General features: G+C 45.2%; 21 protein-coding genes, 1 tRNA gene and 1 pseudogene. 10 read left to right on the top strand and 13 right to left on the bottom strand.

Going from position 1 to position 24,566, the window contains the following annotated elements; genetic code table 11:
* Window positions 1-184 precede the first annotated feature (184 nt).
* On the top strand, window positions 185-688 hold the full coding sequence (locus AACV78_RS15715; protein WP_194008600.1) for a YbjN domain-containing protein: 504 nt from the start codon (window positions 185-187) through the stop codon (window positions 686-688).
* A 53-nt stretch (window positions 689-741) separates the two neighbouring features.
* On the opposite strand, the gene AACV78_RS15710 is transcribed toward AACV78_RS15715, so the two are convergent.
* From AACV78_RS15710 to AACV78_RS15700, 3 genes are all read right to left on the bottom strand, one after another.
* The gene (locus AACV78_RS15710) at window positions 742-1,200 is read right to left on the bottom strand and encodes a divergent PAP2 family protein (protein WP_194008601.1); all 459 of its coding nucleotides are present in this window, start codon (window positions 1,198-1,200) and stop codon (window positions 742-744) included.
* A gap of 14 nt (window positions 1,201-1,214) precedes the next feature.
* Complete coding sequence (crtE, locus tag AACV78_RS15705; protein ID WP_194008646.1) at window positions 1,215-2,141, bottom strand: geranylgeranyl diphosphate synthase CrtE; 927 nt, start codon at window positions 2,139-2,141, stop codon at window positions 1,215-1,217.
* Between the two features lie 189 nt (window positions 2,142-2,330).
* Complete coding sequence (locus AACV78_RS15700) at window positions 2,331-3,218, bottom strand: LysR family transcriptional regulator (protein WP_194008602.1); 888 nt, start codon at window positions 3,216-3,218, stop codon at window positions 2,331-2,333.
* Window positions 3,219-3,579: 361 nt separating this feature from the next.
* Between AACV78_RS15700 and AACV78_RS15695 the strand changes: the two genes are divergently transcribed.
* Window positions 3,580-4,539: a class I SAM-dependent methyltransferase gene (locus AACV78_RS15695; RefSeq protein ID WP_228042281.1), complete on the top strand. Its 960-nt coding sequence runs from the start codon at window positions 3,580-3,582 to the stop codon at window positions 4,537-4,539.
* Between the two features lie 198 nt (window positions 4,540-4,737).
* Here AACV78_RS15695 and folD read toward each other — a convergent pair whose 3' ends face one another.
* Window positions 4,738-5,613, bottom strand: a complete 876-nt coding sequence (folD, locus tag AACV78_RS15690; protein ID WP_194008603.1) for a bifunctional methylenetetrahydrofolate dehydrogenase/methenyltetrahydrofolate cyclohydrolase FolD — start codon at window positions 5,611-5,613, stop codon at window positions 4,738-4,740.
* Window positions 5,614-5,759: 146 nt separating this feature from the next.
* On the opposite strand from folD, the gene AACV78_RS15685 reads away from it, so the two are divergent.
* Both AACV78_RS15685 and AACV78_RS15680 read left to right on the top strand, forming a co-directional pair.
* Window positions 5,760-6,194 carry a DNA-binding protein gene (locus AACV78_RS15685; protein ID WP_194008604.1) on the top strand — a complete coding sequence of 145 codons (435 nt, stop codon included), beginning with the start codon at window positions 5,760-5,762 and terminating at the stop codon, window positions 6,192-6,194.
* Window positions 6,195-6,618: 424 nt separating this feature from the next.
* A complete protein-coding gene (locus tag AACV78_RS15680; protein WP_194008605.1) occupies window positions 6,619-7,041 on the top strand; it encodes an NUDIX hydrolase in 423 nt (140 codons plus the stop codon).
* A gap of 60 nt (window positions 7,042-7,101) precedes the next feature.
* Here the strand turns inward: AACV78_RS15680 and AACV78_RS15675 are convergent, their stop codons facing one another.
* Window positions 7,102-7,650, bottom strand: coding sequence for a LeuD/DmdB family oxidoreductase small subunit (locus tag AACV78_RS15675; RefSeq protein ID WP_194008606.1), 549 nt, complete (start codon window positions 7,648-7,650; stop codon window positions 7,102-7,104).
* 185 nt (window positions 7,651-7,835) lie between these two features.
* Here AACV78_RS15675 and AACV78_RS15670 point away from each other — a divergent pair, with 185 nt between their 5' ends.
* The 3 genes from AACV78_RS15670 to AACV78_RS15660 all read left to right on the top strand — a co-directional run bounded on the left by AACV78_RS15670 (window position 7,836) and on the right by AACV78_RS15660 (window position 13,682).
* On the top strand, window positions 7,836-8,708 hold the full coding sequence (locus AACV78_RS15670; protein WP_194008607.1) for a hypothetical protein: 873 nt from the start codon (window positions 7,836-7,838) through the stop codon (window positions 8,706-8,708).
* A 777-nt stretch (window positions 8,709-9,485) separates the two neighbouring features.
* On the top strand, window positions 9,486-11,588 hold the full coding sequence (locus tag AACV78_RS15665) for a GAF domain-containing sensor histidine kinase (protein ID WP_194008608.1): 2,103 nt from the start codon (window positions 9,486-9,488) through the stop codon (window positions 11,586-11,588).
* A gap of 414 nt (window positions 11,589-12,002) precedes the next feature.
* The gene (locus tag AACV78_RS15660) at window positions 12,003-13,682 is read left to right on the top strand and encodes an ABC1 kinase family protein (RefSeq protein WP_194008609.1); all 1,680 of its coding nucleotides are present in this window, start codon (window positions 12,003-12,005) and stop codon (window positions 13,680-13,682) included.
* A gap of 345 nt (window positions 13,683-14,027) precedes the next feature.
* On the opposite strand, the gene AACV78_RS15655 is transcribed toward AACV78_RS15660, so the two are convergent.
* The 3 genes from AACV78_RS15655 to AACV78_RS15645 form a co-directional block, all read right to left on the bottom strand.
* Window positions 14,028-14,390 (bottom strand): DUF5615 family PIN-like protein, encoded by a 363-nt coding sequence (locus AACV78_RS15655; RefSeq protein WP_194008610.1) that lies wholly within the window; start codon window positions 14,388-14,390, stop codon window positions 14,028-14,030.
* A gap of 2 nt (window positions 14,391-14,392) precedes the next feature.
* A complete protein-coding gene (locus AACV78_RS15650) occupies window positions 14,393-14,680 on the bottom strand; it encodes a DUF433 domain-containing protein (RefSeq protein WP_194008611.1) in 288 nt (95 codons plus the stop codon).
* Window positions 14,681-15,000: 320 nt separating this feature from the next.
* Complete coding sequence (locus AACV78_RS15645) at window positions 15,001-15,465, bottom strand: helix-turn-helix domain-containing protein (RefSeq protein WP_194008612.1); 465 nt, start codon at window positions 15,463-15,465, stop codon at window positions 15,001-15,003.
* A gap of 184 nt (window positions 15,466-15,649) precedes the next feature.
* Here AACV78_RS15645 and AACV78_RS15640 point away from each other — a divergent pair, with 184 nt between their 5' ends.
* A complete protein-coding gene (locus tag AACV78_RS15640) occupies window positions 15,650-17,110 on the top strand; it encodes a glycosyl hydrolase 108 family protein (RefSeq protein ID WP_194008613.1) in 1,461 nt (486 codons plus the stop codon).
* A 327-nt stretch (window positions 17,111-17,437) separates the two neighbouring features.
* Here AACV78_RS15640 and AACV78_RS15635 read toward each other — a convergent pair.
* From AACV78_RS15635 to AACV78_RS15620, 4 genes are all read right to left on the bottom strand, one after another.
* Window positions 17,438-17,510: transfer RNA gene (locus AACV78_RS15635), tRNA-Glu, on the bottom strand.
* Window positions 17,511-17,599: 89 nt separating this feature from the next.
* Window positions 17,600-18,646, bottom strand: coding sequence for a M42 family metallopeptidase (locus tag AACV78_RS15630; RefSeq protein WP_194008614.1), 1,047 nt, complete (start codon window positions 18,644-18,646; stop codon window positions 17,600-17,602).
* Between the two features lie 609 nt (window positions 18,647-19,255).
* Window positions 19,256-20,323: a histidine kinase gene (locus AACV78_RS15625; RefSeq protein ID WP_194008615.1), complete on the bottom strand. Its 1,068-nt coding sequence runs from the start codon at window positions 20,321-20,323 to the stop codon at window positions 19,256-19,258.
* A 9-nt stretch (window positions 20,324-20,332) separates the two neighbouring features.
* Window positions 20,333-21,475, bottom strand: coding sequence for an RNA-guided endonuclease InsQ/TnpB family protein (locus AACV78_RS15620; protein ID WP_194008616.1), 1,143 nt, complete (start codon window positions 21,473-21,475; stop codon window positions 20,333-20,335).
* Between the two features lie 52 nt (window positions 21,476-21,527).
* On the opposite strand from AACV78_RS15620, the pseudogene tnpA reads away from it, so the two are divergent.
* Window positions 21,528-21,925 (top strand): annotated as a pseudogene (gene tnpA / locus AACV78_RS15615) (IS200/IS605 family transposase); the annotation flags it as partial.
* A gap of 600 nt (window positions 21,926-22,525) precedes the next feature.
* On the opposite strand, the gene AACV78_RS15610 reads toward tnpA, so the two are convergent.
* Window positions 22,526-23,926: an S-layer homology domain-containing protein gene (locus AACV78_RS15610; protein ID WP_194008617.1), complete on the bottom strand. Its 1,401-nt coding sequence runs from the start codon at window positions 23,924-23,926 to the stop codon at window positions 22,526-22,528.
* 69 nt (window positions 23,927-23,995) lie between these two features.
* On the opposite strand from AACV78_RS15610, the gene AACV78_RS15605 reads away from it, so the two are divergent.
* A complete protein-coding gene (locus AACV78_RS15605) occupies window positions 23,996-24,553 on the top strand; it encodes a hypothetical protein (RefSeq protein WP_194008618.1) in 558 nt (185 codons plus the stop codon).
* Window positions 24,554-24,566 lie beyond the last annotated feature (13 nt).

Genomic DNA, 24,566 nt, shown 5'->3' with positions numbered 1-24,566 from the left:
AAAGCTTGGTGACGCAACATGGGAGGCTCTGACTCCGATGTTTTGTCTGGAAGAAGCCTTTTGGGGAGCGGTTTTTGTCAAGAAACCGGGTTGATGAGGGTTTTGGTAAGTGAGTCGTATTTTTGTAAGTCCTAAATAGGAAGTAAACTGATTGTTGGAATAGTTTTTCTTATAAATATTAATCATGACTAACAGCGAGCCGAACATACAAACAGCTTCCGCAGAAAGCCAATCTAGTGAAAGCGCGATCGCCGATGCCCAGGTTGAAAAAGCTACAGCAGTCACCTATGCAGAAGAAATTGAGACTGTGATTGCCAGCATGGCTGTAGACCAAAAAGTCATGGTGGGCAAAAATGAAGCTGGCGGGCATCTTTGGAAATTCAAGTACGGCAGCGTCGAAGTATTCGTACAACTCAGCGGCGAAACCGAAGATGATACTTTGACTGTTTGGGCTTTTGTACTGCAGTTGCCGGCAAAGAATGAAGCTCAATTAATGCGGAAAATTCTAGAAATGAATTGGCTGTCTACCTTGGAATCTCATTTTGCGATTGTGGACAATCAAGTTGCAGTAATCTCGACTAGGACGATCGCCGAAATCTCTGCCGGGGAAATTTCTAGAATTATTACTATTGTCGCCACCATCGCCGATGACAACGACGACTTGCTACAAGCAGAATTCGGTCAATAGTTATTAGTAATTAGTTAACAGTCAACAGTTATTAGTTAAAAGTTGACTGTTAACTAATAGGCAGGCCCTGCAATCCAAGAAATCGCGATTCCCAGCCCCAAACCGACGACCACTTGAAAGGGAGTGTGTCCCAGCAACTCTTTCAGGCGAGCCTCATTTAGGTTGTGATCTTCCTCAAAAAACTCGTCAATTAGTTGGTTGAGAATGCGGGCTTGTTTGCCGGCGGCTTGGCGGACGCCAGCAGCATCGTACATAACGATAATTGCAAAAATCGTGGCGATCGCAAACTCCGAACTTTCCCACCCCATCGTTTGTCCCACACCAGCGGCTAAAGCGCCGACAAAGGAAGAATGAGCGCTAGGCATTCCGCCGGTGGTTACTAAATTCCGAAGATTGAATTTACGATTTTTGACTAATTCGATCGGCAACTTTAATACTTGAGCCGCCAGACAAGCGATCAAAGCCACTATCAGTACATGATTGTTTAAAATGCCGCTGCAAATTTCCTGCATAGTGTTTGGTATTTCTAGTTACTGCGGCTTGTAATAAAATCAGCAATCCCCAGCAGCGGTAGAGCTTTGCTCCCAAACACTGCCAGTTGAGACTTAGCATCAGCAACAAGCTGCGAAGCTTGGCGCCGAGACTCATCAATTCCCCACAAACTCGGATAAGTCACTTTCCCTGCTAGAACATCTTTCCCAGCAGTTTTGCCCAATTCTTCTTGAGTAGCCGTAATATCCAGAATATCGTCAATTATCTGGAAAGCCAGCCCAATATTCTTGGCAAAACGAGACATCCGCTGCAAATCAGCAGCCGAAGCCCCACCCAAAATTCCCCCACAAACTACGCAGGCTTCTAACAGCGCGCCGGTTTTGTGAGCGTGAATATAATTTAAAGTTTCCAGAGAAACATCTGTTTTTCCTTCCGACTCCACGTCAACCACCTGGCCGCCTACGAGTCCTGCAGCGCCGGATGCCCGCGCCAAATGGGCGATCGTCTGCAACACCTGCTGGGGGGGTACGTTCTGAGTTTTACTGGCTATAAATTCAAAAGCATAGGTCAACAAACCATCCCCAGCCAAAATAGCGATATCTTCGCCATAGACTTTGTGGTTTGTCAGTTTGCCGCGCCGGTAGTCGTCGTTGTCCATTGCCGGCAAATCGTCGTGAATTAGCGACATTGTATGGATCATTTCCAAAGCGCAAGCTGTCGGAATTGCCATAGAGGTAGTGCCGCCGACGAGTTCGCAGCTAGCCAAACACAGGATCGGACGCAAGCGCTTGCCGCCCGCTAGCAGCGAGTAGCGCATGGCTTCGTAAATTTTCTCTGGGTAGATCACCGGTAGTGCACTGTCGAGAGCTACCTCGATCGCCCTTTTTTGCTCGACTAAGTAAGTAGATAAGTCGAAAGCGGATTCCGGTGTGGAAGAATCCATTTCTGTTGCCAATACCATCCCTTGCTCTCTTGTACTGAATGTGAATGGAGATACTTTGAGTTGTTCAGGTCGAATCTGGCCGACTTTTAGGGCGGTGGTTATCCGCACTCCGAGTATCAATTAATCATTCTAAGGGTGTTGTTGCACAGAAAATCTTTGAGTTTTGATAACTTTGTGAAATTACCCGTTTATCTAAAATCTACAATCTCAAGTCTCAAATCCGCAACTTTGCCTGACAACTTCCAAAAACCGCTGCACCGCTGCCGTAGGATGGTTGCGCCAAATTAGGGCGATCGCCACCATGCAGGTTGATTCTGGCAAAGATTTGTAAACAACCCCCCTGCGCTGGAAATTTTGCATGGATGCCGGGACGATCGCCACGCCCATCTCGGCCGCTACCAAACTGATAATTGTCTGCATTTGAATCGCTTCTTGACCGGCGATCGGGCAAAAACCGGCTTGCTGACAAAGACTGACGATCGCATCGTACAATGCCGGAGCTTGGGAACGCGGAAATAAGATGAACGGTTCGCCTGAGAGTTCGCGCAATTCCACGTAAGGGCGATCCGTCAAAGGATGGGTTTTTGGTAGCGCCACCATCAGAGGTTCTCGAAACACGATTTCGGAATTTATGGCATCTTCCTCGACTGGAGGGCGCACGAAGCCGAGATCGATGCGCCCTTCCCGCAACCGCTGCAACTGTTCGTTTGTCGTGAGTTCGTGCAATTCGAGTTTGACGGCCCGACACCGAGTGCGAAAGGCCTGCAAAATAGGTGGAACCACATTGTGGGCGGCGGAGCTCACAAAGCCTACAGTTAGTTGGCCGAGTTCGCCGCGGCTGGTTTGTCTGCCGAGTTGAATTGCGCGATCGACTTGCTGCATAATTTTTTGTGATTCCTCAAAAAAAACCTGTCCCGCTTCCGTTAGCTGCACCGTCCGCTTGGTGCGGTGAAACAGTTGAAAACCCAACTCGGCTTCTAACTGCTGGATTTGTTGGCTCAGCGGAGGTTGAGCAATGTGCAGTTTTTCCGCTGCGCGAGTGAAATTTAGTTCCTCTGCTACCGCAATAAAGTAACGCAAATGCCGCAGTTCCATACATTTTAAATCATTAATATTTTAAAAGTATAAGTTGTTATATAAAATGGTATTGGACATCAACCATGAAATTTAATACAGTGATTAATAGGCGCAGTTGATATTTCAAGAATGGCTAATTTGTATCTAAAAATTAGAGAAGCACAGCTAGCAGATTTAGAATTAATTCTGGCTTTTATTTCGTAGAAAAGCGAGGTTGATGGAACCAGACATCTGTTAGCAGCAACAGATAAATTGCAGCAAACTTTATTTATTCAACCTCTGCTAGTGCGGGTATTGTTGGCACAAATTGCTGATCCCACAAATTGCGGGTAAATGGAATGGACTGTTAATGCTAAGAATTCAGCGGGAATTGCTTTTTATGAAAAGCAGGGTGCGCGCATTTTGGAAAATATTAGGGTTTGCAGAATTGAGGGAAGTGCGATCTCAAAAGTTGCTAGCAAATAATTTAATTGATGTTGTGAAGGAGGATTTTTTTTTTATTAACCGCAGAGAACACAGAGAACACAGAGAAAGAGAAGACAGAGAAATAGAAGACAGATTTAGGGTACTTATTATGGCACAAGATTTTTGGAATTCAGCTCTTTATGAGGGAAATCATGCTTTTGTTTGGCAGTACGGCGAATCGCTTTTGGAGTTGCTGGTTCCGAAGGCTGGTGAACAAATTCTGGATTTGGGCTGCGGTACGGGACAGTTAACTGGAAAAATTGCTGAAAGCGGTGCTTTTGTGCAAGGTATTGATTCATCTTTGGCGATGATTTCTACGGCAAAAGTTAACTATCCTCAGATTAATTTTGCGGTGGCGGATGCTAGGGATTTTCAAGTGGAACAGCCGTTAGATGCTGTGTTTTCTAATGCGGTTTTGCACTGGATTAAACAGCCGGATGCTGCGATCGATTGTGTGGAAAAAGCGCTGAGGCCGGGAGGGCGTTTTGTTGCTGAGTTTGGCGGTAAGGGGAATGTGGGGGCGATCGCCCGGACGCTTTTGAGTGTTTTGTCAGAAATTGGCTTGTCGGAGCCCCAATCGCTTAATCCTTGGTATTTTCCGAGTGTCGGCGAGTATGCTGGGCTTTTGGAAAATCGGGGTTTTGAGGTGGTTTATGCGGTTTTGTTCGATCGCCCGACTCTCCTAGCCGGCGGCAGCGCTGGTATGGTAAATTGGATTGAGATGTTTGCTGGCGAATTTTTGTCGGGTTTGTCGCCGGAAGTGCGATCGCGCGTAATTAACGCAGTTGAAGAACGTTTGCGGCCGACTCTTTACCGCGATGGTAATTGGATTGCGGATTATCGCCGAATTCGCGTTGTTGCTGTCAAGCAATAGTCCGCGCAGCCACAATTTGCCTGTACGGTATTTAATAGATTTCTTGCATAAATGCTCGATCCTGCAACCGCAGATGTCAGAGAGATCAACACAAATAAACGCAGATAATTTGTGAGTGAGTGCAAGAGATACAATCCATCGCAGAAGCCGCATGATGTAGGGTGCGTCCAGCAGGCGCACCTTACCGCTACAGGCGCATTAAACTATCTTTTTCTGATAACTCGAAACTGTATTTTCCAACAGCATAGCAACCGTCATCGGCCCGATTCCTCCCGGCACCGGCGTGATAAATTCGGCTACTGTTTTGACAGCATCAAAATCTACATCTCCGGCCAAACGGCTAGTACCGTCTGGATTGAGGACGCGGTTAATACCGACATCAATTACTACTGCTCCCGGTTTAACCATATTAGCTGAAATCATTTCTGTGCGCCCGACTGCAGCTATCAAAATATCGGCTTGGCTGGTAATTGATTCTAGGTTTTTCGTCCGCGAATGAGCTACAGTCACAGTACAATCAGCTTCTAACAGCATCAGCGCCATCGGTTTACCTACCAAAATACTGCGCCCCAAAACAACGGCATTTTTTCCTTTCAAATCAATCTGATATTCTTCCAATAACCGCATCACTCCGGCGGGAGTACAACTGCGTAAACCTTCTTCCCCGCGCACTAAGCGGCCTAAATTTATAGGGTGCAATCCGTCTGCGTCTTTGTCTGGGGCAATTTGGTACAGCAGTGCAATTGCATCTAGGTTTTCTGGTAGGGGGAGTTGCACTAAAATGCCGTCTACTCGATCGTCCTCGTTGAGCGCCCTAATTGCAAGTTCGAGCTCAGCTTGAGTCGCATTGGCTGGGTAATGCTGGCCGAAGGAAGCTATGCCAACTTTAGCGCAGGCTCGCTCTTTGTTACGCACGTAAGCCGCGCTGGCTGGGTTGTCCCCCACCATCAGCACTGCAAGTCCCGGAGGACGCCCAATCTGGGGTTGTAGGGCGCGGACTCGATCGCTCAGCTCGCTTTGAATCTTTGTCGCTAAAGCTTTGCCATCTAGTATTTGAGCAGTTTTGGCATCCATTGTAGACTCTGGGTTAGGGGCTGACGATTTTAGATTTTACCTTAATCGCAGACTCGGACTAAACTAGAGGAATTTCGCCTCTTGCGATCGAGTCTGGAGATTCTGTTAAAGTAAGTCGTATCTCAAATCTCAAATCAGTTGACCTAATGACTACATATGCAATTAAGCAAGTTTGGGTTCAAAGATTCTCCACTGGCTCTTTATTGCTAATACTTACCAGCGGTTTGCTCAGTTGTGGCAATTTACCGATGTCTCAACTCAATTTTGGTTTTAATGTTACTAATATTGCGGACATTCAACAAAAGCGGCAAGTCGATAGTGAAGTTTATCTCCGGGGAAAGGTGGAAAATCGCGCTCCTTTTGTGGGGAATGCGGCTTATCAAATCCAAGACAGTACCGGTAAGATTTGGATTTTAACTAAGCAAGCTTTGCCCCAGCTTGGCGATGAAGTTTTGCTGAAGGGAGAAGTCCGCTACAAAAGTATTACGCTAAAGGGATTGGCAGGACAGGATTTAGGTGAAGTTTATGTTGAGGAACTGAAACAATTAAAGCGCATTTCAGCGGCCGATGGTTCGCAATAGGTACTGGCGAATTTGTTCGCTAATTAAGATTGATTTTGATGTAGTTGGGATATTGTCTGTGGGGTGGGTGCTGGTTTATTAAAATTGTTTGTTGATGTTTGATATTATTGGTGAAACCGCCCCTAGGACAATAAATGATTCCGTATCTCCTAAATCGCTAAATCTTTATGATTAATGACTAATGACTAATGATATCAATTCCGGTTGCACTCAAACATGATTGTTGACTGTTGACTGTTAACTGTTGACTGTTAACTGTTAACTGTTAAGAGGGCCCGCCCGCACCATCCACCGCCCCTACTGACTGTTGACTCTTGACTGTTGGCGGTACGACTCGATTTTATTATTCCGATGCAACCGTCCACGATATGATTAATGACAAATAACCAATAACAAATAACCAATAACCCATAACCAATAACCAATGACTAAAATTCATGTTGCGGTCGCCATTTTATACCGAGACGGCAAGTTTCTCTGCCAGTTGCGGGACGATGTTCCTCAGATCAGGTATCCGGGACATTGGGCTTTGTTTGGCGGACACTTGGAGTCGGGAGAAACCCCGGAAGCGGCTTTGTTGCGAGAATTGGTAGAGGAAATTGGCTGGGCTCCTGCTACTATCTCTTTTTTCGGTTGCGATGTCGAAGCAGATGTTGTTCGCCATGTTTTTCATTCACAGCTTAGTGCGGATGTCAAGGATTTAGTTTTGCACGAAGGTTGGGATATGCAGTTGTTGACAGCCCAGGATATTCGGGCTGGTAAATGCTATTCTCAAAAGTCTGGAGATGTGCGACCTTTTGGCATTCCTCACCAGCGGATTTTATTGAGTTTTATTGATTCGATTTGAGATTTTATTGATATTTGTAAGGTGCGGAATGGGCACCCTACATTTTAGGTTTTTTTGCAGTTATGATCGAGCTGCAATCATTCCTGTTTGTCGTGCGTAGTCAAACAGTCCTCCGGCATCAATCACTGGCCCGACATCTCCTAAAGGCTTGAGGGAGTACGTGAGGTTTTGAGTGTGGTTGATAATTCGATCGCCCGCAAAGTCGATCGTCACTTCTTGGCCGGTTACAAATACATCGCAAAGTCGATCGACCGATTCGATCGGATACAATTCGCCAGTAGCCGAGCAATTGCGAAAGAAAATCCGCGCGTAAGACAAAGCTACCACGGCTTTCACGCCCGCAGCCCCCAGAGCGATCGGAGCGTGTTCCCGCGAAGAACCGCAGCCAAAATTTTCGCCGGCAATTATAATCGGATACTGGGTTTTGATTTCGCCGGCTTCGATAAACTTGCCGTAGCGATCGGGCAACCCAATCATCGCATAACTGCCGAGTTTCTCGTACTCGTCGGGCTTGGAGGGCACCAGGGTCAGATATTCGGCAGGAATAATTTGATCTGTATCGATGTTGTCGTCTAAAACAAAAATTTTACCGCTAATTACTTTACCCATAGTTTATTTATTTCCTTTTGGCGCGAGCTCGGAGGCTGTGTTGATAGTTTTAAGTGCGATCGGTATGCAAAATTTGCACCAGTTCATTTTAACCTGGCAGCGCCAGTGATAACCTGTAGGAGTAAAAATTAGATCCGAGACTTTGGATTGATAAATATACAGACTGCTAAGCGTCAAGAAGTTTTATGGTGAATCAACAAGTAGATGATATTGCTCGACAAGCTCGCCTGGGCTCCGTGGCAGCGATTATTCAAATCCTTAACGACCAGCTCGCACAGGTAGGAGTCAGGGCTAGAGCCGTTTTTGCCGAAGGTGTGCTGCAACTGCTGTGCGAAGCTGCCACACCCCAACTGTTAGAACAGTCTAGTTTGGTCGATCGAGTCCGAGAAATTTTGGAGGGCCTAGATCCCCGCAATATTCGCCGAGTCAACATCAACAGCAGGCTTGTCCGAGAACACCAACTGCTGTGGCTCGAAGAAATTAGCCGCGATCCCGAAAATCAACTGCTGTGGTCTCAACAAATTAAACTCAGAAAGCCGAATTTGTTCAAGCGTTTGGCCGCCGCCCATCACGAACGCCACGATCGAGGGGGCAAGCGGGCTTTGCCGAGAATTGCTCCACTTCGCTCGATGCAGGAACCGCGAAAATTACCGCGCGGTCTCGTCGCCGGTGTCGGCTTCATCGTGCTGTTGCTCGCTGCGACCGCCGCCATCTACAAAGGGCTCAATTCCCAAGTGCCAAACAGCACCGCAGCCACCACCCAAGCCGTTGCTACTCCAAGTCCGGCAACACCAGAAAAGAAAATTTCTCAGCAGACTGCTAATTCTGCTGTGGACTCTTTTGCACAAGCTGTGCGAACGGCCGAGCAAGCAGCCACCGAGGGCAAAAACGCTCAATCTCGCCAGGATTGGTTAATGGTAGCTGCTAAGTGGCAGCAAGCTTCGGATTTGATGGCCGCCGTGCCTCCAAATCATCCCCGCTACACGATTGCTGTCAACCGGACGGCTGTGTACCGCCAAAATAGCGATAACGCCCAAGAGGAAGCACAAAATAAGTAAGCAGGAAAGTTGCATAATTTTAACAATAGAGCTGTCTCAGTGTCTCTATAAGCAGTGAAAAATGATTTTTTGAGCAAAAAGTTCGTAACCATCAGCCAGACCGCGAGTAAGGATTTGGGGATTTTTTAATTTTTGCGATCGCCATCACTGGATGGGCTGATTTGTATCACAATAAAATTTTGCTAGGATCACAAACTTAAATAGGAAACATCACAGACTCAGCAGAGGAGTGTCACCAAGCGGTCTCTAGAAAAGCTTGATAATCATAACGGTCAGTCGATTTTCGTATTGAAGATTTACTTTCAGCATTCAATCTAGGAACCCGAACAAAATTCTAAAATCTTGGGATCTCCACGACAAAAGTGTCGGAAAGCAAGTACCCGTTTTTGGGCGCATGAAAATTAGTGGGATGGGATTTATCCCGATCGCGCACGAGGGTGTCAAAATCATCCAGTACAGATCGAAGGGTAGAAAAGAGCAAAATAAAACTCGATCCGCTTGAGGTATATTTTCCTACAGACAATGACCCGCCCGCAACCTGCACAAACACAGAAAGCAGGCTCATATACAGTTAAGCTGACTGTGATTGATAGGTTCTATTTGCAGCGCCAGTTCAAACACTATTTAACAATAAAGGCCTATTTGCCATGATCGATCGCCAGGGAAATCAAGACGTTACTCAGATCGATCGACCGATCGACCGAACGCCAGTCTTGCACTTTGCATCTACCACAAATCACAGAACCAGTATCAGTCCCAAAATTTCTGGATCGTCTTATGCAGTATCAGGTCGATCCCGCCCTTAATGGGCCGCAATTTTACCAAATTCTCGCTACCAGCATCGATCGAGAAGTCCTCCTGCAAATAGCAAATACTTTGGGGGCTGCATGGGGGGTAGATTTCTGCTTGGTTGCTGCTGTAGCTAACCAGAAACTAATAAATCCCAATGCTTGCTGGGAAAATAAGAGCGATCGCCCAAATCCTGCCCCTGTCGCAGCGGATTCAACTCAAACAGCGGAACAGTCCCAAACCATCAAATTAGAATCGCCCAACATATCACTCGACCATCCACTCCTGGTCAAAGTCCTAGCAGACGGCGAGATAGTGGCCATATCAGACGAGCTCGATACAGCAGCAGCTTCATCGCCCAATTCCCCCGCGACACCGCTGTCTTGGAGGGCAATTTTGGCAGGCCCAGCACGATTTGGAGGAGCTGTAAATGGGATAATAGTTGTTGGTAAGTCGCAACCTCACGAGTGGTCGGCCGCCGACAAAAAGCGCCTAGAAGCAGTATCAGACGCGATCGGCATCGCGATTTGTCACATTCAAAAAAATCAAGAAATTGCCAGTTTAAAACAACAGTTAGAGCAACAAGCTCAATACAAAAATCTTCTCAAATCTGTGGCCGCAGCGATTGAGACGAGTTCAGAAGTAGATCTAATTTTGCAGCGAGTTATTGAACGTACCGTCGATACCCTGCAAGTAGATAGAGGTCAAATCCTGCTGTTGAAATATACAGATCCGCTCTTAGAAACATCTTCCCTCACTCAAACGCCCAAAGCAAAAGTCGAATTGGTTTGCGAATTCGCTGTCAAAAAAAATGGCAATAAACAAACAATAAAATCAAACAATGTCCAGAAACAAAGTGCGAGTGGCAAAACAAAAAATCTAGAAAAAACAGCTAATTCCAAATCTCAAATCTCCAACTCAAAATCAAAGAATTCTCCCGCTTTTGGGCTGTCGGAATCTAATTTGTGCGATCGGGCATTCCACACCGCACCCAAACCCCTCGCCCTCGCTGACGCCAGCGAATTAATCGGCAAGGAACCAGAGAAACTCGCAGAAATCTTGAAACTCCAAGACATTCGCGCCCTATTGCTAGTTCCCCTCACCGACACCAACAAAGAGCAAACCGTCTTGGGGTTCTTGATGTTGCAGCACTCCGAGCCCCGCCCTTGGAGTCCTGAAGAATTGGAAGTGCTCGAATCAGTCTGCTCCCGAGTCAGCAAGGCGATTATCCAAAATCAGAAACTCAAGCAAGCGCAAATCCTAGTCGAAGATAGAACCGCTCAGTTGCAGCAAAGTCTCGAGGTGCAGGAAAAACTGTACGCAAAATCTGCCAATCAACGAGAGCAACTACGCAAATTGAAACTGATGAAAGACGAGTTTCTCAGTACAATGAGTCACGAGTTGCGTACCCCTCTAACCATCATGAAGCTGGCGATTCTGATGCTCAAACAAGCAGAACAGCCCTTAGCAAGTCGGGCTAAGTATCTCGACATTCTAGAACAGCAGTGTTCTAAGCAAACCGCTCTGGTTAACGATTTGCTGGCTCTCAAGCAGTTTGAACCGCAGCAAGTCCCTATTGCTCCGATCGAAATCGATCTCAAGCATTTAATTCAAGATTTAGCTAAGGATTTTGATAAAAATTGGGCGGATAGGGGATTGACTCTGAAGGTAAATTGGCCGAAGTCTTCCCCTTCGCTGCAAACCGACCCGGACAGTTTCAAGCGGGTGCTGCTGGAACTGCTGACGAATGCTGGCAAATATTCGGCTGCTGGAAGTGCGGTGATTTTGGAGGTTTCTGAGGCTGGTGACTGCATTGTCTTGAGCCTCTCTAATTTCGGGCGCGGCATTTCTGCTGCTGATTTACCCCACATCTTTGACAAATTTCGCCGCGGGACAGGCATTACTGACCAAGTGATCGCGGGTACGGGTTTGGGTCTGGCGCTGGTAAAGTGTTTAGTAGAGCACTTGAATGGTACGATCGAGGTGTGTAGCTCTCCTGCAGAAAGTTCTGAAGCTGGCGACTTGTGGCGCACATCTTTTACTCTGACTCTGCTAAAATCTCCAGCGGAATTCTGTCATCTAGAAGAATAGTTAGGTAAAAAAGCAACGCTTAATTGGCAACAAACAGGCGAAGACTTACCTTTATTCCGAGATTGGAAAATCTCGCAAACCTAGCAAATCCTGCTTTTAAAATTGTTTGTCAGGTTTCCTGTCTCAATAGCAGGTTCGCGCGTGCGGACTTAAGTCCGCTCTTAAACAGTTTCGCGCGTGCGGACTTCAGTCCGCTCTTAAACAGGTTTTATAGGAGATAGAGGACTGGAGGGGGTGTTTAAATTATTAAATTTTAGTTCCTTAGTTTATTATCTATTTCTGATCGAATAAACCGGGGTTTTCAATTTTTTTCAAAGCCTGCAACGAAGTATTTTTGTACGTCGAAGCCGGTTTCTATGCTATAGAATATCCCTAAAAAATTATCGCGCTGCATGGAACTAGAACCTGAATATTATGCTAACAAAAGCTGCACCAAAACTCCTGCGTTGGCAGCGTTCTAAATATTCGCCCCTGGCACGACAAATAGACGTTTTTGCTGCAACGGCAAAGTTTATGTTTTTTTTGTGGTGGGATGGACTGCTGCAAAATAATTCTCCTCAAACTAGAAGAATTCGCGCCCATTGGTTGGTCAATACTTTGCTGGATTTGGGCCCGACTTTTATTAAAATCGGGCAGTCTCTCTCGACTCGGGCGGATTTGCTGCCGCTGGAGTACGTGAAGGAGTTGGAACAGTTGCAGGATCGGGTTCCTGAGTTTGGTTCCGAAGAGGCGATCGCCCTTGTAGAATCAGAATTAGGCAAAGATATTTATGCTTTGTACCGCGATTTTGACCCGTTTCCCATTGCTGCGGCGAGTCTGGGACAGGTGCACAAGGCGAGGCTGCACACCGGGGAAGATGTGGTTGTCAAGGTGCAGCGTCCGGGTTTGGAAAGTTTATTCGATTTAGATGTGAAGGCGGTGCGCCAAGTGATGCGTTTTTGCGATCGCTATTTTCCGGCGACGCGCAAGTACGATTTGGAATCTATTTATCACGAGTTTTTTAAGATTTTATATCAAGAAATTGACTACGTGCAAGAAGGTAAAAATTCCGATCGCTTCAGCCATAATTTTCAAGAATATCCTCAGATTATTGTTCCTAAAGTCTACTGGCAATACACTACAAAAAAAGTGTTGACTGTCGAATACGTGCCGGGGATTAAGGTGGACGATCGCATTAGTTTGGAGGCGATTGGAGTAGATATTGCCAAGCTAAATCAAATCGGAATTTGCTGTTATTTGAAGCAATTATTAATTGACGGCTTTTTTCAAGCTGACCCGCATCCTGGAAATTTGGCGGTGACAGAAGATGGTAGGTTGATTTTTTACGATTTTGGGATGATGGCTGAGGTGAAATCTCTGGCTAAAGACCAAATGGTCAATACTTTTTTTGCGGTGCTCAGAAAAGATACTGACGAGGTACTCAATACTTTAATGACGATCGGCTTAGTTGAACCGATGCCGGATATGATGCCGGTGCGGAGGCTGATTGCTTTTCTGTTGGATAAGTTTATTGATAAGCCGATCGACTTTCAAGCTTTTAATGAAATTAAGAACGAACTTTACATTATGTTCGAGCAGCAACCGTTTCGCTTGCCTGCAGAAATGATGTTTATTGTCAAGTCTCTGACAACTCTCGACGGCATTGCTAGAACTCTTGACCCTGACTACAATTTCCTAGCATCCGCTCAGCCTTTTGTCAAGAGTATTGCGGTGAGTAAGGGCCGGGGAAGTGCGATCGCAGAATTAGCCCGACAAGCGCGAACTTTTATCACCTACAAGTTGCGACAGCCGAGCAAATCGCAAGTTTTCCTCAAGCGTTTGGAGCAGCGGATCGAAGATGGGGAGTTGCAAATTCGAGTGCGAAATATCGAGAGCGAAAGAGCCTTGAAACGGATTAGTTTAGCGCTAAAAACTCTAATTTTTGCTTGTGTGACTGGTTTTGCGGTGCTGTCTGGTGCGGTGCTGCTGGTGGGCGGATATCAAACGGGGGCGATGGTGGCTTTTGCTCTGTCAGGATTCGGCGGCTTGTTTGTGTTGCGCTCTTTCTTAGACTTGCTGGTTAAGGAAAAGCTCGATCGCATGGTAGGAAAATAAATCTACTTGGGAATTGGGAATTGCGATCGCAGTGAGCACGAAGAGTCCTCATTGCTCGTTACTTTCGCTCTGCCTGGTAATGCAGGTGCGGAGGAAGAGCCTCCTTTTATAGCAGTTGACAGTTGACAGTTGACAGTTGACAGTTATGGTATCCGAATCTAACCGTTTATAAAGCAAGGATTTTAGACTCTATTGATGAGTTCTTGAATGTCCGCGCCCGATGTGGCGGTTGCTATATCTGGCAACTTACAGGAGAGAGGACTGTAGGAGGTGTTTAAGTTATTAAGTTTTCGATCCTAAATGAAAGACGAATTTGGCTCGTGATGTCTCCTGCATTTAAAATTGCTAGTCCATATAATTTCCCAGAAACTCTTGCTGAGCGATCGTCTCTTCTGCTGACTTTGCAGAAATCAACCTCAAAAATCCTCGCAATTGTTCCCCAATCGAATAACTTTGTCTGCCCATCACAATTCCTGAATGTTCCCGGCCTTGTTCCATATAAATTTTATGCAAGCGACAAAAGTATCCCACATTCAAAGTATAGATAACTCGCCCTTGGGCAGTTGCCCATATTAATTGCTCTTCATCAGTGCAACTGAGATTGCTAGCTTCAGCAGTTGTAGCTACATCAATACCTGCATTTCGGAGCACTTTAACGAAGGAGCGTTCCAGAATATCCTCATCTAAATATAAACAAATTTGGCTCAAGATTAACTCTCCGCTTTGTGTTCATTAGCTAAGCGATCGCATTCAGCGTCTTCATCAGCAATATCAGCATCTATTTGCTGTTTATTGGCGTAGTAGTAAGCTAGTGCTGCATGAACTTGTGCTAAATTTAAGTGGGGAATTTCTGCAATAATTTCTTCTGGTTTCATCCCCATCTTGTACCAAACAGCGATTCGTTGAACTGTTATTCTAGTGCCTGCGATGCGGGGGCGATTTCCACCGGTTTCTGGTGTGGAAATGATGAGAGTGCCAATATCAGTTAAAGTTGGCATAGGTGAATCTGGGGTAAAAAATTAGAATTTAAGTATAGCATAAATTTACGATCATTGAATTGTGTCTGCTTAATTTATGAAATCGCTATAGATTACGGTTTAAATACACCCTTTATTTCCTAGTACGCTAGGAGTGGACGAAAGTTTGTGCAAATAGCGATTTCACTATCCGAATTATCAAGCAGTAACGAATCCGTATTTTGTATAAGTCGATCGCGAAAACAGCTTTTGAAAGTGCCTGGATGCTCTACAATCGGGAAAGGTTCAGCGAGGCTAGACAACTGTTTGAAGATTGTCTGCTGCGCCGTCCGGTCGGGTAGCTACGATATATCTCGATCGCTATTGACAACAATTATAAAAGTTAGACAGCCGAAAGCTTTACCCGCGCCACGGAGTCCAAACATACCAATTAAACGACAGCGATCTTCAATTATCGAACTTTCTGGGATTTGCGGTTCTTTTGGGCGATCGTAAAACCGGGAAAGGGCGATCGCTTCATCGTCATCTTGCTTAGCTTGTTGCGATTGTTGGTAGCGACGCAAAACAGCTTGAATATTGCACTTAGAGACTGGTTCGCCCAAGATTTGGGAGAGAGTTCGCCACAAATGCGAACCCACTTGTTTGATGTAGTCGTATTCGTAACCTAGCTGCTGGGAAATTTCTGAATAGGAACGTTCCTCCCAAGCTTCCAGAAATACAGCAGATTGCAGATCGTTGAGTTTTTGTCCGCAGTTCGCTGTTTGTAAAAGCCGATCGACTACGGTCAGCGCTTCTTGTCCTCTCATCGCCACTACCTTGACTTATTATGTCAGGTTTACTGGCTTCTAAACGCTTACCAGTAGCCTTTCAGGGAACATTACAGAAACTTTACAAAAGCAACTCACTTTTTCTCACCGACAGGGCGATCGGGCTTTGGTTATCAATTTAATAACAGCTTTAAAAACAAGCTGTTATTACTTGAGGTAAATTATGGCTATTAATCATAACGTTCCGTATTTCAGTCAAGAAGATAACGAGATTGAGCCTTTGCGTACCTGCGGTGCTACGAGTGCAGCAATGTGTTTGAAGTATTTTAATGTTCCAGATTTAGGTTCTTTTCCGCAGTACGAAGATGACGTTAAAGCGCGTTTTGATAGACTTGGCATAGATCACGGTTCTCCAGATGGAATTAAGAGATTGTTAGAAGGTTTAGGGTTAAAAGATAATTTGACACTGACCGCAAGCCTTTCAGATATTACTCGCTCTCTTGATTCTGGTGAAATATGTATCTTGCATGGCTTTTGGACGGGTTCGGGTCACATTTTGGTTATTCGTGGTTATAACAACAACGGTGACTTTTTTGTAAACGATCCACATGGAGAATGGGTCTACGGTGGGTATCATGTAAATTCAACAGTTTCACCAGATAACAAAGGTGAAAACAAACTATACAGTCGCAGGTTGATCTCTTCCGGTGCTAATGCCTTTAACTGGCCAGACGCTTTGGATTTTTATAGGAATTGGGATAGTAACAAGATCGAATCTACTGCAACAATGTGGCTACATAGAGTTTCTATTCCGCAACGACGCGGCCCTAACCCCGACGATATTCCAGAAGTAAAAGAGGATCTATCAAAACTTGGGGAAATCTTGAAAAATAAGCGAGTGATTAAGTTGGAAAAACTCACTGCTGACAAGGAATTAGTTCGGGAAATCCAACGCCGGCTTAATGCTCTTGGTTTACTGGAATTATCTGATGTAGATGGAATTTTTGGAAACGTTACTAAGAAGGCGCTAACTCGTTTTTGCGATTCAGTATTCCTCAACAACATGAACACTGGCTTATTTGGGCCGACATTTTTCCAAAAACTTATGGATCGCCGGGGTACTCCTGGTGTAACTTCTTTTTCGACCGGTGCGCCCGGTTCTTTGCCAAATAAACTTGCGTTCGCACTTCAATTCACCTTGATGTGGGAAGGAGGCTATGTCGATAACCCATTTGACTTAGGCGGGCCGACAAACAAAGGTATTACCCATAGAAATTATGACACCTACAGGATTGCCAAAGGACTCCCCACCAAGGATGTGCAGTTTATTGAGGATGCCGAAGTGATGGAAATCTACTTCGAGATGTATTGGAAACCATCTCAGGCTGATTCAATGATATTGCCTCTAGCTATAGTGCATTTTGATACTGCTGTCCTTTTTGGAGTAAGCGGTGCTGTTCAGTTTTTACAGGAAGCATTAGGAGTTGGCGTTGATGGAATTTTTGGGCCGCAAACTGAAAGTGGAATGCGAGCTAACAATAACAAAGAAACAGCCTTGAATATTATCGATGGAAGAATTGCTTACCATCGCAGGAGAGTTGAGGAAAACATTTCCCAGGATGTCTTTTTGCAGGGTTGGGTGAACCGTGCTAATGACTTGAGAAAGTTTATCACAGAGCTGTAGAGAAAAACTGAATTAAATTCGGCAAAAAATCGGTCTGTGAATTGAGGAGCGATCGCATATTTTTTTCAAGGCAAAATGCGATCGCACCTCGTCACCTATCCATTGTCTCACCATCATGTTCCTATTTGCGAAGAGTCAAATGTTGAACCTAGCTCTTCAATAAATATTCTTGAATTGATTGATTTAATAGAACAAGATTTGTACCCTTAATCAAAAACTAAGTTTCTCACCCACCCCAAATGCAAAAATGATACCTAGCTTGTGGGTTCGGGTTTTTGCCTTTACCAGTTGCTAGATATCACTTTGATATCAGAGTTAGATTTTCAATACCCCCAGGGGAATTCGAATCCCCGTCGCATCCGTGAAAGGGATGTGTCCTAGGCCTCTAGACGATGGGGGCGCGTTTCGTTGCGTTTGCTTGTGTTCCGCACCTTTATTACCTTAACTAATTTTTCCCAATCTGTCAACTACTTTGTGAAAGTTTTTTTTCTAGTCGTCCGAAAGCTGCTCGCAGTAAGCTTTGAGGATGCTGGCGCAGTTGCCGATCGCCCCCAAGCGAGCAATCTCAAACCCGTGGGTGTTCTGCGTCGGGAAAGCCAAACAAGCCGCGCGGGCTACATGGCCGAACTTCATGGCGATCGAAGCATCGCTCCCAAAACCGCTAATTACGGCCAACTGCACCTCCACATCGGCTGCTGCGGCGGCTGCGCGCAATTGGGCGTTCAATCCTTCATCGTAAACTCCGTAGCCGTCCTGAACCAGCAAAACCGGGTTTTCGCCATCATCGATCGGGTATTCTGGCGCTAGAGGGCAAATTTCCAAAGCAATCAGCGCGTCCAACGGCTGGCGCTGCGAAAAATACAAAGCCCCGATCGCCCCAACCTCCTCCTTCGCCGAAGCCACCAGATAAACATTCACCGCAGGCTCTTGCAAACATTGGGCCAGAGCCAGCAAAATCGCCACAGAAGCCTTATTGTCCAGGGTGTAGCTCGCTATCCAATCCTTCAACCGCAGCGGGCGCTTGCGGTGCTTTCCCACCACCATCCGCGTTCCCGGCCGAATTCCCGCCTCGGCTAATTCCTCCCTGGTACACTTGGTTTCGATCCAGGCATTTTCCCACTTCAAAGAAACATCCTCCTGCTGAGCTTTTTGAGGAGATTCGTGAGAAACGTGGCGGCTTCCGAAGCTGAGAATGCCGCTAATTGTTTGCTTGTCGCCCAACAAATCGACGACACCTTCGCCGTACACCCACGGAAACGCGCCGCCCAACCTGCGGACTTCCACGCGGCCGCGATCGCCTATGGTTTTGACGATCGCCCCAATTTCGTCTTTGTGGGCGGTAATGGCGATCGACCTTTCGGGATTGCGGCCAGGAATTAGGGCGATCGCATTGTCGGCGCGATCGATCCAAGCATTCACTCCCAAAGCGGCGAATTTTTCCATCAACCGCTGGTTAATTTCCGACTCTACACCGCTGGGAGAGTGCAGCATAACTAATTCTTCGATTGTTTGAAACAGGCGATCGAACTCTAACATTTTTTATTCCCGCGTTTGGAATCGCATTTTGACATACATTAAAGCAGATTTACTCCTTAGAGTTCAAACCCTCCGAAATGTTGTTATTTTGACAGTAACGACAAAGTAAATTATGGCTTTATTTTTCAAAGATTTAGCGCCACTAATGCAGCGCAAAATCATAGCCCAAAAATTAGTGAAAAATCAACATATAGCGGCGATAACAAAAGTGAGTATAGTCCTATGCCCACGGAGCCCTATGCCGGATAGTACCTCATCTTTATGAGCAAGGCTATATTTGCTAGCTTTCAATTGCTAAAACAATTAATTGTGCAAAAAAAGCGGTATCAAGTAAACGTCCCTGCAAAAAAAAGCCTAGAGGGAAAATTTATAGAAGTGCTTTTAAATGACTGCTGCGGAGTCGAGCAATTCTCCCAATATCCAAGAACAATTATTGATATTTGAGCCAAGGTCGGGCTATTTCCCCTTGCTGCGAAAAACAAGTTTCCCAGAACGTGATTCACGCCTACGAAGCTAATTCTAATTTTGAAATTCACCTCAAACATCAATCTAAGATTCTAAAAAATTGCATTCCCATGCTGCGAATCTATTTTAACAACAGAAGTTGAGTTAAATCTGTTCGTCTCCTCGATCAAAACGCTGACTTCCTTGATTTTCCTCAAGGCGAACAATACCATCATTGGGAACATTGAGGATACCCGTGAATGACTCTTGACTTAGTGGCAAAGCTTGTTCCTTGTTTTTGCGATCGGCAATTTCGCGCTGCAACTTATCAATTATCTGTTGAAAACGAGAGGCTTGTCTGAGCATTTCTTGTTCTGAAAAATCCAGCAACTGAATCAAATTAGAAATCTGATATTCCAGAAAATGATTTTCGTAAAAATCATTATTGATTGCCGATATTTCCGCAGTATTTGAGGAATCAAATACAACTTTTTCATCACCAAACAACAAAGCCGTTTTGACACTCAGTGCTAAATGTTTAAACATTTCAGCCGTATTTTGTGAAATTTTAACTTTCAGGAGAATCTCTACAGCAAACAAACTCCCAGACGGCAGAAGTCCCCCAAATCCCAACACAGATTTGACTTGGTAGGGAATAATTAAAGATTTTTGTTCGGGAATCAAGAGACTGCCTTTTGCCTCTGAAACGTGAAAAATATTTAATACTGCAGATTCTAATTGCAGGAACCTTTCTCGCTGGGTTCCGATGACTGTAGGAATGTCTAAACCAAACTGTCGGATTATTGCCGAAATCGTCGGCATTTCGGCTACTAATTCGGTGCTAACTAACCCAATAGCAGTATTTTGGGCTGCTGTATGCCGAGAATTCCACTGCGGTTCCGCGCCTGCTGCTGCTAGCAAAGTCCAGCATTTCATGTCGGATGCAGGGGAATGATTGTTCATCAAACGGCGGACAGACTGTTGCAAAGATTCTTCTAATTCCCCGTAGGGATGAGTTTTGAACAAACGCACCAAAACACAGCTATTTTCTCCTGTTTCCGAACTGCAAAAATGTTGATAAATAAATTTAACAATTTTCTGGCTGCAAGCCTCCATACTAGCTGTATTTCTACCTAGCTGGCGCAGGACTAAGCTGCATTTCGCCATGTCTTGCGGGGTAAATCGGTTGAAATACTCACCGTCATAAATGAGCGGTGATTCTTGACGCTTCATCGGGTTCTGCTAACCGTTGCTAGTCTGACAATCCCTCTGCGTCCGTTTTGAGTCGTGGCGATTCCCCATCCCGACTTTTTCGATATTCTTGGATGCGTTTTGATCTCTATCTTGCTCAGTACCACAACCAACACAAAGCACTGAACGAATGGATAAATCAATTTTGCCCCATTTAAAACCACAATCCGCACAAACTTGGCTAGTAGGTTGCCACCTACTAATTACTTGAAATTCTCTCCCAAACTTTTCAGACTTAGCCTCACAGAGAGTCCTAAACTCTCTCCATCCTTGCTGACTAATTGCCCGTGAAAGTTTCCGGTTTTTCACCATCCCTGACAGGTTCAAATCTTCCAAAATAATCACTTGGTTTTCGTTGACCACTTTGGTTGACAATTTGTGCAGGAAATCTTTACGGGTGTCGGCAATGCGGTTGTGCAACTTAGCAACTTTGATTCGGGTTATGTTTCTCCTTTTAGAATCTTGTGGCTGGCGAGCTAATTTGCGCTGGAGTTTGCGAACTTTTCGGTCTATTTTTTTATAGCCGGGACTTTCAGCTTTTTCACCGTTGCTCATCACAGCAAAAGTTTTAATACCCAAATCGATTCCGATACTTTGGTTTTTAGCATCAGATTGAACAGGTTGAACTTCTACCACAAAACTTACGAAATAACGATTTGCACAATCTTTGATTACTGTTACCGAGCTAGGCTCAGAGGGTAGATCCCTTGACCATATTGGCTTGGCAATACCAATCTTGGCTAAGTAGACACCGCCATTTTTCAGAGAAAAACCTCCAATCCTAAATCGGGCCGACTGGCTATTTGTTCTTTTCTTGAACTTAGGATAACCAACCTTACGACCTTTCCGTTTTCCTTTACAGGAATCGAAGAAGTTTTTGAAAGCTGTCTCTAAGTCTGCTACAGATTGCTGTAGAGGAATATTAGAAACTTCGCTCAACCAAGCTCTTTCTTCGGTCTTTTTCGCTTGGGTTATTACGATTTTTTGCAAATCAGATGAACTTGGCTTTTTTTCACACTGCTTGCAGAGGGCTAGGCTATCGTTCCAGACGACCCTCACGCAGCCAAACAGCCGAGACAAGCTCTGCTTTTGTTCTGTCGTCGGATAAAATCTGTACTTGAATCTCGCCTTCATGGTTATACTGAATATTGGTCTGTAGGTTTGATTATATATTGGTCTACAAGTAATGACAACTATTTACCGTCGCGAACGTCATTCTGTTACAGAGCTTAAAATACATTTGGTCTGCATAACAAAATATCGTCGGTCTGTATTCACTGGCGAAGGTCTTGATTTGATTGAAAAGTCGTTTCTCTCTTGTAGCTCAAAAAATGAACTTTCGAGTGCTAGAGTTCAACGGGGAAGCCGATCATGTTCATGCGCCGATCGAGTATCCGCCTAAATTGTAGATATCTCAAATAGTTAACGCGCTCAAAGGCGTTTCCAGTCGTAGATACGGACAGGCTGGACACAAAAAACCCCACAAAGAAGCATTGTGGAGTCCTAGTTATTTTGCCGTTTCTGTTGGGGGTGCGTAAGAAAGAAGTTTTGAAGGAGTATATCAGAAATCAAGAAAAGCCGGCCACTGAAGAAGGGGCTTGTATCCCATTTTTTTTGGTCATATCGTACATTAAAAAACGCTCTCCCAGAGCTCAAACACTCTTTTTCATTTATCGTTAAGGCCGCTACCGCATCCGGAATCCTACTGAGAGGTTTGAAAACTGTTGGTTAAAATACGTACAAAATCTTCTCGGAATTTCCAGAAATTGTGTCGGAGAATACATAAATGAAGACTGAGGGAAAACAATTGAGCCCGCAGCGTGCGCCGTTTAAGCAGAGAGATGTTGATGTACGGTGTTTGAAAGGATTTGTGACTGTGACTCGCGCACAGAAATTACAGAAACGGGAATTTTCTACTGCGGTGACTACCGCAATCAAAAAGGTTCGATGGTTCTGACTTGGGTGCTTCTTTTGCTGACAACCTAAGTCGGAACGATCTGATAGAAGAGCACCTGTGGCAAAAACCGGGTTTCTGACCGCAAATTTAGCATCACAACCTATATCTGAAGTTCAGAAACCCGGTTTTTAAGAGCTTGTTGAGAATGGTGCTCTTCTGTCGGAACGATCGAACTTGCTTCATAATAAATAGATGCTTTGTGTGAACTTTTAAACACTCAAACAACTTTACTGAGTAGGTTGAGACTTTGCTTGCAGAGCATCTTTAGCTGACAATCCCCCATCTTGAGTACCAAAATACCACAAACTAGCGGCAGCTTCGGCGCGAGTCACGGATTTCTTCGGCTGAAACAAAGTTGTAAAACCAAAAACTCGGCGAATATTTGCCAAATCTCCATTGTTAAAATCAGCTAAAATTGCCCGCGAGGCCTGGGAGTCAATTTTAGAAGCGTCTTGAAAGCCCCACTTTTCTTTCACTCCGTCTATGTTAGCTGTCGGTAAAATTTGACGAGTATCTAAAGGCACTTTCCAAAGAATCATTGTTTCGCGAGTTAAAGGTGCATCGGGGCGAAATTTCACATCTTTAGTGTCTGCTGAAAGCGAACTCGGAATTACACCTGCTTCTGCTAAACCTTGAATTACTGAAAAATCTGGGTCTGTTTTGGATACGTCAGAAAAGGCGGGTTCGCTAGAGTCTACTGCTAATCTAATTTGTTTGCCTTGACGGCTGGCATAAATCTGGTTGTTTGCTGCTACTAACCAGCGGGCGTATTCGCGGCGGGTGATAATTTTGTTGGGTTTGGGCAAAGTGCTGTTAGTTTCTAAGTTAGCATTTTCTGTAGTTCGCACTTTCAGCACTTCCAACTGAGCCAAATCTGCCACATACTGGCGCAATTGTTGAGGAATTTGGCTGTCTAATTCGCTAACTTTTGCTGATTTTGGCGAAGCTGATGGTGCTGGGGTAGTTTCCTCTGAATTAGATGGAGTTGGTGAAGCGCTTGGAGATGGGCTAGACTCCGAATTGTTAGGTTGGGGACTGCTGGCATTTTCTGAACTCTCTTTACTATAATCGATCGCAAATTCTGTAGAACCCCCTACTTTTTGAGTAGGAGAAAGCGACACTGTTACCCGCAAATTATCTCGCGTTGCGACTAAAGTACCTGGTTCGTCGGCGCTGGGGCTGCTGACTATTTGCCAGTTGCTGCGCCCAAATTCTTTGGTGTAAAAGTTCTGTACGGAATTAATCGGATCTGTGCTTTCCCAGCGCAGCCGTACAGTTTTTGGCGACGGATCGGTTTGCCCGCCAACTTCGATTAACTGAGCGTTAGGATAGAGTGGAATCTCGGTGGGGAAGTCGGGAGGAAGTTTGGCGGTTGTGCTGGTTTCGACTGCTGGCGGAGGAGGCGGGGGAGATAAAACTACTGGATTTTGTTGTAATTTGGGATCGGCGGCTAAAGATTCTTCGAGTGCTTTGCTGTTGGGGCTGTTTGCACAAGCTGTGACAGCAGCTAGCAGACACAGGGCCAGCCCAGTCTTTACACCAGGGAGTATATTGGTTTTATTGGTTTTACTGGTTTTAGCTTGCCCGATCGACTTGCGTTGTCGTTGAGTAAATATAGTATTCAGCATAAATCCCTCGTTTGCGGATATCTTTCTAGGCTAGCGCAGATCGATCGGGCAAATATAATTTTTACCCAAATGAAATTGCTGCATTTATTCTTAGTTACTGCTACATTACTGATATTCCCTGTCAAGTTTGCCACTTTGGCAAAAGCTCAAGCCGCCCCGCAGCGGCCTGCTTTGGAGATGCCAGAGTGGCAGCCGTTTTGCTCGGCGATGGGTTTGTTTGCGATCGATATGCCGGGAAATCCTAAAATTAATGCCGAAACTTTTTCAACTCAAGTTATCGCTCATACCTACAGGTCTGTATTGAAAAACAAAGACAGTTATTTACTTCAATACTTCGATCTCGATTTTCGGCTCGGCAACAATAATAGTAATAATAATATCAAAATTACTTTAAATAATGCCGTTGATTTCTTTGTTGTAGGGTCAAATGCTAAATTGCTGCAAGTGCGGGATATTTCCCTCGGCAGCTATCCGGGAAAAGAGTTTGAGTTTCAACCGCTTTCTCCGGCTGCACCTGTAGGTGTGGGCCAAGTATTTTTGGTGGAAACCCGCGTTTACGGCTTGGTTGCGACCACCTCGAAACCAGAAAACGCTCAAAAATTTCTTGATTCTTTTCGTTTGTTTTGAAGCCAGAAAATCG

Origin of the sequence: Tychonema sp. LEGE 07196, assembly GCF_963890365.1 — a bacterium.
GTDB lineage: Bacteria > Cyanobacteriota > Cyanobacteriia > Cyanobacteriales > Microcoleaceae > Microcoleus.
The sequence above is the reverse complement of the archived record's forward strand: the minus strand, read 5'-3'. Positions and strand labels throughout refer to the sequence as shown.